Source organism: Luteibacter sp., from assembly GCF_036499525.1.
Classification (GTDB): domain Bacteria; phylum Pseudomonadota; class Gammaproteobacteria; order Xanthomonadales; family Rhodanobacteraceae; genus Luteibacter.
Map to the genome: position 1 here is coordinate 36,318 of NZ_DASYDO010000026.1, position 14,202 is coordinate 50,519.

Consider the following 14,202-nt stretch of genomic DNA (forward strand, 5'->3'; position numbering starts at 1 on the left):
AGCTGTCGCGCGCAGGCGCGCTCCTACGGGTTATTCGGTACGGACGGGTGTTCGACGTACGCAGGTAAGCCGATGTGGTCCGGTTATTCGATGCGGATTTCGTACACGGCGTCCCAGCATTTACCGGTGACGAACAACCGGTCGTGGGCGGCGTCGTAGGCGATACCGTTGAGCACGTCATCGGCGGGATTGTCCACGTGTTGCATGGCGGCCAGGTTGGCCAGGTCGATCCATCCGATCACGTGGCCATTCGACGGATCGATGCGCGCGATGCGCGAGGTCTGCCACACATTCGCGTAGATCTCGCCCTTCACCCACTCCAGTTCGTTGATCTGTTGCAACGGCTTGCCGTCGACGGTGACGTCGATCGTGCCGGTCTGCGCAAACGTGTCCGGATCGAGAATGCGTATGCGCGGCGTGCCGTCGCTCATGAACAGATGCGACGCGTTCCGCGTCAACGCCCAGCCTTCGCCCGGATAGCGGATCTCGCCGAGCAGGCCGAACGTTGTCCTGTCGTAGACGAACCCGACGCCCGCGCGCCAGGAAAGCTGCAGGATTTTTCCGCCGCTCGCGACGATGCCTTCGCCGAAGACCTGCCGGGGCAGGTCCCGGCGCTGCACGATCTCGCCGGTTTCCAGGCGCACCTTGCGTACACCGGCGTCGACATAACCGCCGGTGCTTTCGAACAGGAACCCGCCGTCGTAGTACAGGCCTTCGGTGAAGGCCTGACGGTCATGCGGGTAGCTGTGCACGATGCGCGCGGTGGACGTCGGAACGTCCACCGGCGCAGGGCCGACCGCCATCAGCCGTTCTTCTTCAGCCAGGCGTCCACCGCCGGCAGGCGCTCGTTACGCACCATGACGCGATAACGGATGTTGGCCATGCTGGTTTCCGCATCGCGCCGCGAGGTCGGGGCGATGTACTTGTCGGCGAAGGCCTTGATCTTGTCGATCATGGCGAGGTTCATCGAACCGCTGGCCAGCCTCGGGTAGTAACGGGACGTGGAGGTCGAATCGACGAAGTGGTCCATCTTCTCCTTGTTCGCCACCGCGAAGTCGAAGGCCATTTCCGGATGCGCCCGCGACGCGGCCGAGATCATACCTGCGCTGTTCGTGGCGCCCGGCTCGTCGGTGAGGGCGAGTTCCAGCGCACGCTTCGCCAGTGCCTCGTCTTCCGGCGTGGCCAGCAGAGCGTACAGCCGGTCCTTTACCAGCGGTGTCTTCTCCGCCTTCGCTTCCGCGTGCAGCTTGTCCCAGGTCGCGGCATCCGCATGCGCGGCCACCACGGCGAGGATCGACTTGCGCAGCTCGGCCGGCATCGTGTTCGTCTCGTAGCGACGACGCGCTTCGGCGACGACCTTCGCGTCGCCTAGGGTCGCGAGCGTGCCGATCATGTGCGAGCGCAGGATCGCCACCGGTGCTTCCTCGCCGGGCTTCGCTTCCCAACCCACCTGGGCGAACTTCGGCTCGAGGCGAGCGATGGCGTACTTGCGCAGCACGGCCTGGCGCTTCGCGTCGCCCTGGTAGTAGTTGTCCAGCGCACCGAGGTCGCCGGCCACGTCTTCCCACAGGAGCGGCGAGGCATCCAGGGGAACGGCCTTGATCAGGTCGAGCACGTCAGACGACGGCTGCAGGCCGGCCATACCCAGTGCCCAGACGTCGGCGGTGAGGCCGAGCTGGTCGATCGAATCAAGCTTCGCGAATGCGCCTTGCAGTGCCTTGACCTGCGCCGGTGCATAGAGCGTGCGGTAGTAACCGGTCTGGCCGGCGTTCACCAGCACCGGCGAGCAGCCGGCGACAGTGAGCGTGCCCGTACCGTCGGTGAGCAGCGTGGAGGCGGTGGCGCCACCGACGGTCTTCGCGATCACCGGCACGTGCCAGGCAAGCGGCTTCTTCTCGGGACGGTCGCGCGTGAACTCCCCTTGCGAGAGCTTCAGCGTGGTCGAGCCGTTGGCGCAGGACACCGACTCCACGCGCACCAGCGGAATGCCCGGCTGCAGAGTGAAGTCGTGGGCCACGGTGCTGACCGGCTTGCCAGCGGCCGCGTCGATCTCCTTCCAGAGATCGTCGGAAACCGTGTTGGAATACTTGTGCGCCTTGATGTACGCCTGCACACCCTTCTGCCAGGTGTCGGCCCCGACATAGGCCTCGAGCATGCGGATGACCGATTCGCCCTTGGCGTAGGTGATCGAGTCGAAGGCCTGGCTGGCCTGCTCCACCGTTTCCACGTGCTGCACCACCGGGTGCGTGGTGGCGACGGCGTCGCGCGACATGGCGCCCTCGCGGATCAGCACGGCCTCCAGGTTGGTGTGCCATTCCGGATGCAGGCGCTCGGTGGTGCGCGAGGCGAGCCAGGAGGCGAAGCCTTCGTTCAGCCACAGGTCGTCCCACCAGCGCATGGTGACGAGGTCGCCGAACCACTGGTGCGCCATTTCGTGCGCGGCGGTGTTGAACACGGCCTGCTTGTCGGACTGGGTGGAAATCGTAGGATCCAGCAGCAGCGCGTATTCGAAGGTGTAGATCGCGCCCCAGTTCTCCATGGCGGAGAAGAACTGGCTCTGGCCCGGCGACGCGATGTTGTCGAGCTTCGGCAGCGGGTACGGCACGCCGAAGTACGCGTTGTACTCCTGCAGTACGGCCTTGCCGGAGTCGAGCGTGAACTGCGCCTGCGAGGTCAGGCCCTTCTGCGTGATCACGCCGATTTCCACACCGTCGCTCTTCGTCGTGGCGCGGTCGAACTCGCCCAGGCCGAAGAACAGCAGGTAGGTGGACATCTTCGGCGAGGGCTGGAAGGTGACCTGCGTGAGGCCCTTGCCGAGGTCCTTCTTCGAGGCCGCCGGCATGTTGCTCACGGCCATCTCGTTACTGGGCACGGTGGCCTGCAACGTGAAGGTGGCCTTGTAGGCGGGCTCGTCCCAGGAGGGAATGAAGCGGCGGGCATCTGAGTTTTCGAACTGTGTGTACAGCGCGCGCTTCTTGCCGTCCGCCTTGGTGTCGTAGTCGATCGCGAACAGGCCGTTGGCCTGCGTACCGATCTTGCCGGTGTACTTCATCGACAAGGTGTACGCGCCGACGGGAATCGCATGGTCGAAGGTGAAGGTCGCGGTCTGCGCCTTCTCGTCGACGGAAACCTTGGGCGCCGCGAACTTCGCCTTGCCCTTCGCCGGGACGAGGGTCACGTCCGCGAAGGTCATGTCGATGGCGTTGAGCGTGATGGATGCGGTGGGCTCGAGCACGTCGACGGCGATGGACACCTTGCCATCGAAGGCTAGCTTGTCGGCATGGGGCACGACGGACACGTCGTAGTGCGTCGGACGCACGGTACGCGGCAGCTGGGTGGTGGCAAGCTGGCTGGTGTCGGCGGCAGGCGCGGCGACGCCGGCAGCGGAAAGACCGGCAAGCGCGAAGGCGATCGCACTGACGAGAGGTGTACGCATGTTAGGCCCTTGGGTTCGCACCCCGCCGGACATCCGGCGGCGGTCGATCCGCCGATGGTCCCCGGACCGGTGAAATCAGGGAAGCGCCGGAAGTCACGGCCGCAGGTTCTCGCGGGGCCGGACGGTCTGGCGGGGCTATCGGAGGACACAGAGGATGTCGCCGGGGTTTCACATTCCTGCAATAACCCTATGCAGGTTAGACTACGCCCGTTTTGCCCCACACAATCTGGAGACCCCTCATGAGCAAACCGCTGAATCATCGCCGCATCCTGCTCAAGCTCTCCGGAGAGGCCCTGATGGGCAGCGAGGACTACGGTATCGATCCGCAGGTGATCCGCCGGCTCGCGAAGGAAATCCTCGAAGTTCACGCGGCAGGCGTGCAGGTGGGCGTCGTCATCGGCGGCGGCAACATCTTCCGTGGCGCGGGCCTCGCCGCGGCCGGCATGGATCGCGTTACCGGCGACCACATGGGCATGCTCGCCACCGTCATGAACGCCCTGGCGATGCAGGATGCCATCGAGAAGCTGGGCGGCGAAGCCCGCACCATGAGCGCCATCAAGATCAACGAGGTGTGCGAAGACTTCATCCGCCGCCGCGCCATTCGTCACCTCGAGAAAGGCCGCGTGGCCCTGTTCGCCGCCGGCATCGGCAATCCCTTCTTCACCACCGACTCCGCCGCCGCCCTGCGTGCCGTCGAAGTCGGCGCCGACCTGCTGCTGAAGGCCACCAAGGTCGATGGCGTGTATTCGGCGGACCCCAAGCGGGTGTCCGGCGCGGAACGCTACGAGCACCTCACCTATAACCAGGTGATCGAGCGCCGCCTCGAGGTGATGGATACCGCCGCCATCGCCCTGTGCCGCGAAAACAAGCTTCCGCTGCGCATCTACGACATGACCCAGCCGGGCAATCTCATGCGGATCATGCGCGGGGAGGCCGTGGGCACCCTTGTCGACGCCGGCTGAGCCGCCGCCGCGGCCCCGCCGGGCGCGCTGCTATACTCGCCGACTGACCCGCTCCATCGGATAAACCCATGATCAACGACATCAAGAAAGATGCTGAGACCCGCATGGGCAAGAGCATCGACTCGCTGAAGCACGACCTGAAGACCATCCGCACCGGTCGCGCCAACCCGTCGATCCTCGAGAACATCAAGGTGCCTTATTACGGTACGGACACCCCGCTTGCCCAGGTCGCCAACGTGGCGACGCCCGACGCGCGCTCGCTGTCGGTGAAGCCGTTCGACAAGAGCATGGTCGGCCCGATCGAGAAGGCCATCATGGCGTCCGACCTCGGCATTACGCCCACCACCATGGGCATGGACATCCGCCTGAATTTCCCGCCGCCGACCGAGGAGCGCCGCAAGGAGCTCGCGAAGAGCGTGGCGAAGGAAGGCGAGCAGGCCAAGATCGCTATCCGCAACGTGCGCCGCGACGCCATCCAGCACGTGGACAAGCTGCTGAAGGACAAGACAATCACGGAAGACGACAAGAAGCGCGCCGACGACGACATCCAGAAACTGACCGACAAGTTCGTGAAGGATGTGGACGACGTGGTCAAGGATAAGGAAAAGGAGCTGATGGCGCTCTGACGCGCCATCGGTTGCCGCCCATGGCAGCGAAGCCCGTCGACCGGGTTCCCCGCCACCTCGCCATCGTCATGGATGGAAACGGCCGCTGGGCAAAGCAGCGCCTGCGCCCGCGCACGTTCGGCCATCACGCCGGCCAGAAGGCGGTGCGCGAGGCGGTGGAGTTCTGCCTGCGCCGCGGCATCGCGTCGCTCACGCTGTTCGCCTTCTCCAGCGAGAACTGGCAGCGCCCCCCCACCGAGGTGTCGGCGCTCATGGAGTTGTTCCTGAAGGCGATCGACAAGGAAGTGGACGAACTGCATGGTAACGGCGTGCGCGTGCGCTTCATCGGCAACCTGGAAGCCTTCGCGCCCGAACTGCGCAAGCGCATGCTCGCTGCGATGGAGCGCACGGCCGGCAACGCCGCGCTCAACATGAACGTGGCGGTGAACTACGGTGGCCGGTGGGACATCGCGCATGCCGCACGGCTGGCCGCCGAAGCCGTCGCGCGCGGCGAGTTCCACGCGGAAGACATCGACGAGCAGCGCCTGAACGGCTACACCAGCCTCGCCGACCAGCCCCCGCTCGATCTCTTCATCCGCACGGGCGGCGAGCGCCGGGTAAGCAACTTCCTGCTCTGGCAGATCGCCTACGCCGAGCTCTATTTCACCGACACCCTGTGGCCCGACGTCGACCAGGCCTGCCTCGCCGAGGCCATCGACGACTATGCCAGCCGCGAGCGCCGTTACGGGCGCACCGGCGAACAGGTCACGGGTTGACGCCGGAATCCCATGCTGAAGCAACGCATCACCACTGCCGCGATCCTCATCCCGCTGGTCCTGGCGCTCATCCTGCTGCCGCCCACCACCTTCTTTGCCGTCATCATCGCCATCATCTTCGTCGGTGCGGCATGGGAATGGAGCCTGCTGGCCGGCTGCCGCACAGCCGTGAGCCGTGGCATCGTGGCCGCGGTCGCCGCCGCGATCTTCGCAGCCCTGCTCATCGTGCGCACGCCGGGCCTGCTCATCGTGGTGACCCTGATCGGCGTGGCCTGGTGGATCGGCTGCTGCTTCTGGCTGCGCCACTTCACCTTCGCCGCGGCGCCGAATGCCGAAAACCGCATGCTCAAGCTGGGTACGGGGGCGTTCGTGATCGTGCCGACGCTGGCCTCGGCCATCCTCCTGCACTCCAGCACGCGCGGTAACTGGTGGACGCTTCTGGCCCTAGTGATCGTATGGGCTGCGGACACGGGCGCCTATTTCAGCGGCCGGCATTTCGGCCGGCGCAAGCTCGCCCCGCGGATCAGCCCGGGCAAGACATGGGCAGGCGTCTACGGCGCCGTGCTGGCGGGTGGCCTCGTCGCCCTCCTGGGTGGCTACCTGCTCGGCGTGCGTGATGGCGGCCAGCTCGTCGGCCTCCTCCTCCTGGGCGTCGTCACTGTCGCCATCGCGGTGGTTGGCGATCTCTTCGAAAGCCTGATGAAGCGCCACGCCACGGTGAAAGACTCCGGCAGCCTCTTCCCAGGCCACGGCGGCCTGCTCGATCGCCTCGACAGCGTCTTCGCCGCCTTGCCGGTGTTCGTCGCCGGCAAGCTCCTGCTGGGGCTCTGAGCCGTGGCCCCGCGTCAGGTCGCCGTGCTCGGCGCCACCGGTTCCATCGGCGGCAGCACGCTCGACGTGATCTCGCGACATCCCGGGCGCTTTCGCGCCAGCATCCTGGTGGCCAATCGCGACACCGCCGGCCTGGCGGCGCTCTGCGAACGCTTCCGCCCGGATCTGGCCATCGTGGCCGATCGGGCAATGGAAGCCGATCTCGCCCGTCGCCTCGCCGGCGCGAACGTGCGCTGCGAAGTTGCCAGTGGCGCGGACGCCGTTACCGCGGCGGCGGCTGGCCCGCTCTGCGACACGGTGGTCGCCGCCATCGTCGGCGCGGCGGGGCTGGATTCCACCCTGGCCGCGGCCAGCGCGGGCAAGCGCCTGCTACTGGCCAACAAGGAGTCCATCGTGATGGCTGGCGCCCTGCTGCTCGAGGCGCTGCGCCAGGGCGGCGGCGACCTGATCCCCATCGACTCCGAACACAACGCCATCTTCCAGTGCCTGCCCGGTGGCCGGCCGGATCTCGACCGTGCCGGCGTGCGCCGGATCATCCTCACCGCCTCGGGCGGTCCGTTCCGTGGCCGCACGCGCGCCGAACTGGGCCGGATCACGCCGGACCAGGCCTGCGCGCATCCCAAGTGGTCGATGGGGCGGAAAATCTCGGTGGACTCCGCCACCCTGATGAACAAGGGGCTCGAGGTCATCGAGGCGCACCATCTGTTCGCCGCGCCGGTGGACGCCATCGAGGTGGTGGTGCATCCGCAGAGCCTGGTCCATTCGATGGTCGATTACGCCGACGGTTCAGTGCTGGCCCAGCTGGGGAATCCCGATATGCGCACGGCCATCGCCTGCGCCCTGGCCTACCCCGAGCGGATCGAGGCCGGCGTGGCGCCGCTGGACCTGGCCGCGCACGCCCGGCTCGACTTCGAGAAGCCGGACACCGACACCTTCCGTTGCCTCGCCCTGGCCTTCGCGGCCCTGCGCGAGGGTGGCGATGCCACCGCCATCCTCAACGCCGCCAACGAGGTGGCCGTGGAGGCCTTCCTCGCCGGCTCCCTCCCCTTCCTCGGTATCGCCGACCTCGTCGAGCGCGTGCTCACGGAACTGCCGGCCCAACCCGTGGTCGATGTCCAGACCCTCGTCGCACGCGACGATGAGGCGCGCCGGGCCGCCAGGGGCGTGCTCCAGCGCGCTTACTGCTAAACTCGCTCCACCCAAACGTTTTTCCACCGAGACCCACTCTCCCCGATGAGCCCTGTCCTAGGTTCCGTGTTCTGGCTGCTGGTGACGCTTGGCGTGCTGGTGACCTTCCATGAATTCGGCCATTACTGGGTCGCGCGCCGCTGTGGCGTGCGGGTGCTGCGTTTCTCCGTGGGCTTCGGCCGCCCGCTCTGGCGCCGGGTGGCGAAGGACGGCACCGAATACCAGATCGCCGCCATTCCGCTGGGTGGTTACGTGAAAATGCTCGACGCCCGCGAAGGCGACGTCCCGGCCGCCGAACGCGGCCAGGAGTTCACCGGCAAGTCGGTGTGGAAACGCATCGCCATCGTCGCCGCAGGCCCCGCGTTCAACCTGATCTTCACCGTCGCCGCCTTCTGGGCGATGTACATGATCGGCAAGCCCGACGTGGCGCCCATCGTCACCGCAGGCACCGGCACCGTCGCCGCCGTGGCGGGCATCCGCCCGGGCGATCGCCTGATCGCCATGAATGGCGATCCGGTCGGCAACTGGAGCGACGCCACCGAGATTCTCGCCAACGGGCTGCTCGGCAACGAGCCCCTGCCCGTGCGCGTCAAGGGTACAGACGGCGCACAGCGCGACGTGGTGCTGCCCCTCCAGCGCCTGGACGCCGGCGGCGACATCGGCAAGCGCTTCACCCAACTCGGCATGAGCCTGCAGGCTCCCCCCGTCGTCGGCGAGGTGGTCAAGGGCGATCCAGCCTCCCTCGCCGGCATCCGCACGGGCGACCGCATCCTCAGCGTCAACGGCAAGCCGGTGTCGGATTTCGACGACTTCACGAAGCTCGTTCCGGAGCAGGCCGCCATCTCGCCCCAGGTCGCCGTGGCCATCCAGCGCGACGGCCAGACGAAAACCTTTCAGATCACCGCCCGGATGAAGTCCGAGCAGGGCCAGCCCACCCGCTGGCTGATCGGCGTGGCCCGCCAGCCGCTGGAAGAGGCCACCCTGCGTTATGGCCCCGTGCGTGCTTTCAACGAATCGCTGCGCGCCACCTGGACCGGCGCCGCCTCCACCTTCAACCTCATCGGCAAGATGCTGTCGGGCGAGGCCTCCACGAAGAACCTCTCCGGCGTCATCGGCATCGCGCAGGTCGCGAACGATTCGGCCAACCGGGGCGTGGGCTGGTTCCTCAACTTCCTCGCCCTGGTGTCGCTCAGCCTGGCCATCCTGAACCTGCTGCCGATCCCGGTCTTGGACGGTGGACACTTGCTGTATTACCTTATCGAGTTGGTCAAGGGCAGCCCGGTCAGCGAACGAACCATGGTCGCTGGCCAATACGTGGGGATCGTCCTGCTGTTCACGCTGATGGGGTTGGCGTTCTTCAACGACATACAACGAATGCTTGTCTCGTGAGCCACCCGCTCGCGGCGCAACCGTATCACCCAGGCTCCTGGCGCACCCGCGCCCTGCGCCGAACGACGCAAGGCAAGAGTCTTGCGCGTGCTCCTCTTCGGTTGACGGCCTCGTCCGCCGTCAACTGGAATTAACCCAACGGAATCGACGATGAAGCGTATCGCCGCCCTGATCCTGCTTGCCTCCCTGTCCGCCAATGCGCTTGCTGCCTTCGAGCCGTTCGTCGTTTCCGACATCCGCATCGATGGCCTGACGCGTATCGCGCAAGGCACGGTGCTGAGCTACCTGCCGATCGAGAAGGGGGAAACCCTTAGCGACGACAAGGCGCAGGCTGCCATTCGCGCCCTCTACCAGACCAAGTTCTTCAGTGACGTGGAACTCGACCGCCAGGGCGACATCCTGGTCATCAAGGTCATCGAACGTCCCGCCATCGCCAAGCTCACGCTGCGTGGCAACAAGGACATCAAGGAAGACGACCTGCGCAAGGGCCTGAAGGAAATCGGCCTGGCCGAAGGCGAAACCTTCGACCGCCTCTCGCTCGACCGCGTGCAGCAGGAACTGATTCGTCAGTACTACAACCGCGGCAAGTACAACGTGTCGGTGGAACCGCACGTCACCAAGCTCGACCGAAATCGCGTGGCGATCGACATCGAAATCCGCGAAGGCAAGGCGTCGAAGATCAAGGAGATCAACGTCATCGGCAACAAGGCCTTCACCGACAAGGCCATTCGCGATGGGTTCGAATCGAACACCACGAACTGGCTGTCCTGGTATTCGAAGGACGACCAGTACTCGCGCGAAAAGCTTTCCGGCGATCTCGAAAAGCTCAGCAACTACTACATGAACCGCGGCTACGCCGACTTCGGTATCGATTCAACCCAGGTAGCGATCAGCCCGGACAAGCGCGCCATGTACGTGGACGCCAGCGTCAAGGAAGGCGAGGTCTATACGGTCTCCGACGTGAAGCTGCTCGGTGAACTCATCCTGCCGGAAGACACCCTGCGCAAGCTGGTCTTCATCCACAAGGGCGACACCTTCAACCGTGGCGCCATCGAAGCCAGCACCGACGCGATCAAGGGCATCCTTGCGAACATCGGCTACGCCTTCGCCAAGGTCACCCCGATTCCGAAGCTCGACAAGGACAAGCGCACCGCCGACCTCACGCTCTTCATCGAGCCGGGTAAGCGCGTATACGTGCGCCGCGTGGTCTTCCAGGGCAATACCCGCACGGAAGACGAGGTGCTCCGCCGTGAAATGCGCCAGCTCGAAGGCGCGTGGTACTCGCAGGGCGCCATCGATCGTTCGAAGACCCGCCTGCAGCGCCTGGGCTACTTCAAGACGGTGGACATCGACAAGGCGCTGGTGCCAGGCACCGTCGACCAGGTCGACCTCACCGCCAAGGTGGAAGAGCAGTCCGCCGGCTCGCTGATGTTCGGCGTGGGTTACTCGCAGTACTCCGGCATCATCCTCTCGGCCTCGGTGTCGCAGAACAACTTCCTGGGTACCGGCGATCGCTTCTCCATCGCCGCGGAAACCAGCACGTACTACAAGCGCATCAACGCGAGCTACACGAACCCTTACCTCACCGACTCGAACATCGCGATCGGCTACAACCTGGGTTACAGCAAGCTCGATTACGGCGACACGGACCTCGCGAACTACACCTACAGCACCAAGTCGTTCGAAACCACGGTGTCGATCCCGATCACCGACTTCGACAATGTGTCGACGAGCCTCGGCGTCAGTTCGAACCTCATCAACACCTCGTTCTACACGCCACAGGAACTGGTGGCGTACCAGAACGCGCTGGGCAACAGGACGATCCACTCGTGGACGTCGAGCCTGGGTTACTCGCACGACACCCGCAACAGCTACTGGGCACCCACCCGCGGCGGCCAGCTCACGGCGTCCGTGTCGGGATCGCTGCCGGGTTCCACCGTGCAGTTCTACAAGCTGTTCGGCGAGGCCAATCACTACTGGCCGATCGGCAAGGGCTTCGTGCTCTACCTCGACGGCCAGGTGGGCTACGGCAAGACCTACGGCACGACGTACGACAACGATGGTTACCTGATCAATGCCGACGGCAGCCGCGGCGATCTGATCTACAAGAAGGGCGACAAAGTCGACTTCCCCTTCTGGGAAAACTACTACGCCGGTGGCGTGCGCGACGTGCGCGGCTTCCAGGACAACACGCTGGGCCCCCGTCTGTGCGACGGTCTTTCCAGCACGCGCGCGCCGGACAGCAAGGGTCAGTGCGCGGGCGGCGCCTACACCTACGGCCAGCCGGTCGGCGGCGCGTTCAAGGTGCTGGGCACCGCGCAGGTGTTCCTGCCCCTGCCGTTCCTGAAGGACGTGAACACGGCCCGCGTGTCCTGGTTCGTCGACGTCGGTAACGTCTACAAGGATTACGGCTCCTTCGACGCCAGCGAGCTGCGTGCGTCCACGGGCCTCTCGCTGCAATGGCAGGCGCCGATCGGCCCCCTGATCATCAACTTCGCCGTGCCGTTCCGTAAGAAGGATGCCGACAGCCGCTTCGTCGAACGCATCCAGTTCACCTTCGGCAATACGTTCTAGTAGGAGCGCGCCTGCGCGCGACATCTCTTCGTGGCAGTCCACAAGCTGGCGCGCCAGCTCCGGGACGCGGCCTCAAACATGTCGCGCGCAGGGCGCGCTCCTACAGAGCCTACCTGTAGAATCAGAGGGGTGGCCCCAAACGCCACCCCTTTCTTTTGGGAGCTTTTCGTGAGCGGGAACCCGCAATACACCCTCGCCGAACTGGCCGAGCGCTTCGGACTGGAAGCCCATGGCGATCCGGCCACCCCCGTGGACGGTGTCGGCACGCTGGCGACTGCCACGTCCACCCAGTTCACCTTCCTCTCCAATCCGAAGTACACCTCGCAACTGGCCGAATCGCAGGCCGGCATCGTTGTGCTCAACGCAGACGCCCTGCCCCTGCGCCAGGGCGCCGCGCTGGTGGCGAAAGACCCCTATGTGGCTTACGCGAAGATCGCCGCGCTGTTCGAGAAGCACGCGGCGGCGCCGCACGGCATCCACATGAGTGCCGTGGTGTCTCCATCCGCGCGCGTGCACCCGACGGCCAGCGTGGGCCCCTGCTGCGTCGTCGAAGACGACGCGGTCATCGAGGACGGCGCAATCCTCGGTCCGCACTGTACGATCGGCCCGGGCTGCGTCGTCGGTGCCGGCAGCCGGCTGGTGGCGCGCGTGACGCTGGTGATCCGCGTCACCCTCGGCAGGCGCGTGCTGATCCATCCGGGCGCCGTGATCGGCGCCGACGGCTTCGGCATCGCTTTCGACCGCGACCACTGGGTGAAGCTGCCGCAGCTGGGTGGCGTACGCATCGGCGACGACTGCGAGATCGGCGCCAACACCACCATCGACCGCGGCGCGCTGGAAGACACGGTGCTCGAGGAAGACGTACGCCTCGACAACCAGATCCAGATCGCCCACAACGTGCACATCGGCGCGCACACGGCCATGGCCGGTTGTTCCGCCGTGGCGGGTAGCGCGAAAATCGGCAGGTATTGCCTCATCGGGGGCAACGCCGGAATCCTGGGGCACCTCGAACTTGCCGACCGGGTTACCATCACGGCCAAAAGCCTCGTGACCGCATCGATCAGGGAATCCGGCGAGTATTCGTCCGGCTCCCCGCTGCAGGAAACCCGCCTGTGGCGGCGTAACGCGGCGCGCATGAAACATCTAGACGAGTACGCGCGCCGCCTGGCGGCGCTGGAAAAGGACAAAGGGCAATGACCGAAATGAAAGCTGCCGTGACGCTCCCCGTGGACGTGGAGCAGATCCAGCGGCTCCTGCCGCACCGCTACCCGTTCCTGCTGGTGGACCGGGTGGTGTCGATCGACCCCGGCAAGACCATCACGGCGATCAAGAACGTCACCATCAACGAGCCGTTCTTCCAGGGCCATTTCCCCGGCCACCCGGTGATGCCGGGAGTGCTGATCGTCGAGGCCATGGCCCAGACCGCCGGCCTGCTCACCCAGATCACCAGCCAGGTGGACGGCCATGCCGGCAGCCCCCTGTTCTACCTGGTGAAAGTGGATAACGCGCGCTTCTCCGCTGTCGTTGCCCCCGGCGACCAGCTGGTGATGGAGGTCTCGCTCAAGCGCCTCATCCGCAGCATGGGCCTGTTCGAAGCCAAGGCCATGGTGGACGGCAAGGTGGTGGCCTGCTGCGAGCTGATGTGCGCGGCCAGGAGCGACAAATGATCCATGCCACCGCGCAGATCGATCCGTCCGCACGCATCGCGGACAACGTCAGCATCGGGGCCTATAGCGTCATCGGTGCCGACGTGGTCATCGGCGAGGGCACCACGGTCGGCCCGCACGTGGTGATCGAAGGACCGACCGTCATCGGCCGCGACAACCGCATCTCGCAGTTCGCCTCCATCGGCGGTCCTCCGCAGGACAAGAAGTGGCAGGGCGAGCGCACCGAACTCGTCATCGGCGACCGCAACCTCATCCGGGAATTCGTCACCATCAACCGTGGCACCGGCGAGGGCGGCAGCATCACCCGCATCGGCAACGACAACTGGCTGCTGGCGTACGTGCATGTGGCGCACGACTGCCAGATCGGCAATCACGTGGTGTTCTCCAACTACTCAGCACTAGCCGGGCACGCGGAAATCGGCGACTGGACGATCCTCTCCGGCTTCTCCGGCGTGCACCAGTTCTGCAAGGTGGGTGCCCACGCCTTCATCGGCATGGGCTGTCTCGTCGGGTCTGACGTACCGCCCTTCGTGATGATGGCCAACGAGACGCGGGGCCGGCCGCGCGGCATCAACAGCGAAGGCTTGAAGCGCCGCGGTTTCGACACCTCGCGCATTGCCGCCATCAAGCGTGCGTACCGCACCCTCTACATGGGCGGCCTGCCGCTGGCCGAGGCGCGCGAGCAGCTGATGACGCAGGCCGAAATCAGCGAAGACGTGCGGCAGATGCTCGAGTTCATCGATCGCAGCGAGCGGGCGCTCGCGAGGTAACGAC

Annotated in this window: 12 protein-coding genes; 10 read left to right on the forward strand and 2 right to left on the reverse strand. The window is 65.7% G+C overall.

Going from position 1 to position 14,202, the window contains the following annotated elements:
- Nucleotides 1-83 precede the first annotated feature (83 nt).
- A complete protein-coding gene (locus VGM71_RS05320; RefSeq protein WP_331542781.1) occupies nt 84-803 on the reverse strand; it encodes a glutaminyl-peptide cyclotransferase in 720 nt (239 codons plus the stop codon).
- Nucleotides 803-3,436 (reverse strand): M1 family metallopeptidase, encoded by a 2,634-nt coding sequence (locus VGM71_RS05325; protein WP_331542782.1) that lies wholly within the window; start codon nt 3,434-3,436, stop codon nt 803-805. Before VGM71_RS05325 ends, VGM71_RS05320 begins: the two co-directional genes overlap by 1 nt.
- Before the next feature lie 239 nt (nt 3,437-3,675).
- Here VGM71_RS05325 and pyrH point away from each other — a divergent pair, with 239 nt between their 5' ends.
- The 10 genes from pyrH to lpxA all read left to right on the forward strand — a co-directional run bounded on the left by pyrH (nt 3,676) and on the right by lpxA (nt 14,198).
- Entirely contained in the window at nt 3,676-4,398 is a 723-nt protein-coding gene (gene pyrH, locus VGM71_RS05330) for a UMP kinase (protein WP_331542783.1), read from the forward strand.
- Nucleotides 4,399-4,466: 68 nt separating this feature from the next.
- Entirely contained in the window at nt 4,467-5,024 is a 558-nt protein-coding gene (gene frr / locus VGM71_RS05335; protein WP_331542784.1) for a ribosome recycling factor, read from the forward strand.
- 20 nt (nt 5,025-5,044) lie between these two features.
- Complete coding sequence (gene uppS / locus VGM71_RS05340) at nt 5,045-5,779, forward strand: polyprenyl diphosphate synthase (protein ID WP_331542785.1); 735 nt, start codon at nt 5,045-5,047, stop codon at nt 5,777-5,779.
- A 12-nt stretch (nt 5,780-5,791) separates the two neighbouring features.
- Nucleotides 5,792-6,610: a phosphatidate cytidylyltransferase gene (locus VGM71_RS05345; RefSeq protein WP_331542786.1), complete on the forward strand. Its 819-nt coding sequence runs from the start codon at nt 5,792-5,794 to the stop codon at nt 6,608-6,610.
- A 3-nt stretch (nt 6,611-6,613) separates the two neighbouring features.
- Nucleotides 6,614-7,798 (forward strand): 1-deoxy-D-xylulose-5-phosphate reductoisomerase, encoded by a 1,185-nt coding sequence (locus VGM71_RS05350; RefSeq protein ID WP_331542787.1) that lies wholly within the window; start codon nt 6,614-6,616, stop codon nt 7,796-7,798.
- Nucleotides 7,799-7,843: 45 nt separating this feature from the next.
- Entirely contained in the window at nt 7,844-9,187 is a 1,344-nt protein-coding gene (gene rseP, locus VGM71_RS05355) for an RIP metalloprotease RseP (RefSeq protein WP_331542788.1), read from the forward strand.
- 150 nt (nt 9,188-9,337) lie between these two features.
- Entirely contained in the window at nt 9,338-11,761 is a 2,424-nt protein-coding gene (gene bamA, locus VGM71_RS05360; RefSeq protein ID WP_331542789.1) for an outer membrane protein assembly factor BamA, read from the forward strand.
- Nucleotides 11,762-11,929: 168 nt separating this feature from the next.
- Nucleotides 11,930-12,958, forward strand: coding sequence for a UDP-3-O-(3-hydroxymyristoyl)glucosamine N-acyltransferase (gene lpxD / locus VGM71_RS05365; RefSeq protein ID WP_331542790.1), 1,029 nt, complete (start codon nt 11,930-11,932; stop codon nt 12,956-12,958).
- 5 nt (nt 12,959-12,963) lie between these two features.
- Nucleotides 12,964-13,428 (forward strand): 3-hydroxyacyl-ACP dehydratase FabZ, encoded by a 465-nt coding sequence (gene fabZ, locus VGM71_RS05370; RefSeq protein ID WP_414675092.1) that lies wholly within the window; start codon nt 12,964-12,966, stop codon nt 13,426-13,428.
- The gene (lpxA, locus tag VGM71_RS05375) at nt 13,425-14,198 is read left to right on the forward strand and encodes an acyl-ACP--UDP-N-acetylglucosamine O-acyltransferase (RefSeq protein ID WP_331542792.1); all 774 of its coding nucleotides are present in this window, start codon (nt 13,425-13,427) and stop codon (nt 14,196-14,198) included. Before fabZ ends, lpxA begins: the two co-directional genes overlap by 4 nt.
- Nucleotides 14,199-14,202 lie beyond the last annotated feature (4 nt).

Bases quoted from the DNA above. Each gene is read 5' to 3' on its own strand.
- pyrH (WP_331542783.1), top strand. From the start codon at position 3,676: ATGAGCAAACCGCTGAATCATCGCCGCATCCTGCTCAAGCTCTCCGGA.
- bamA (WP_331542789.1), top strand. From the start codon at position 9,338: ATGAAGCGTATCGCCGCCCTGATCCTGCTTGCCTCCCTGTCCGCCAAT.
- VGM71_RS05325 (WP_331542782.1), bottom strand. From the start codon at position 3,436: ATGCGTACACCTCTCGTCAGTGCGATCGCCTTCGCGCTTGCCGGTCTT.
- fabZ (WP_414675092.1), top strand. From the start codon at position 12,964: ATGAAAGCTGCCGTGACGCTCCCCGTGGACGTGGAGCAGATCCAGCGG.
- rseP (WP_331542788.1), top strand. From the start codon at position 7,844: ATGAGCCCTGTCCTAGGTTCCGTGTTCTGGCTGCTGGTGACGCTTGGC.
- frr (WP_331542784.1), top strand. From the start codon at position 4,467: ATGATCAACGACATCAAGAAAGATGCTGAGACCCGCATGGGCAAGAGC.
- VGM71_RS05320 (WP_331542781.1), bottom strand. From the start codon at position 803: ATGGCGGTCGGCCCTGCGCCGGTGGACGTTCCGACGTCCACCGCGCGC.
- uppS (WP_331542785.1), top strand. From the start codon at position 5,045: ATGGCAGCGAAGCCCGTCGACCGGGTTCCCCGCCACCTCGCCATCGTC.
- lpxA (WP_331542792.1), top strand. From the start codon at position 13,425: ATGATCCATGCCACCGCGCAGATCGATCCGTCCGCACGCATCGCGGAC.
- VGM71_RS05345 (WP_331542786.1), top strand. From the start codon at position 5,792: ATGCTGAAGCAACGCATCACCACTGCCGCGATCCTCATCCCGCTGGTC.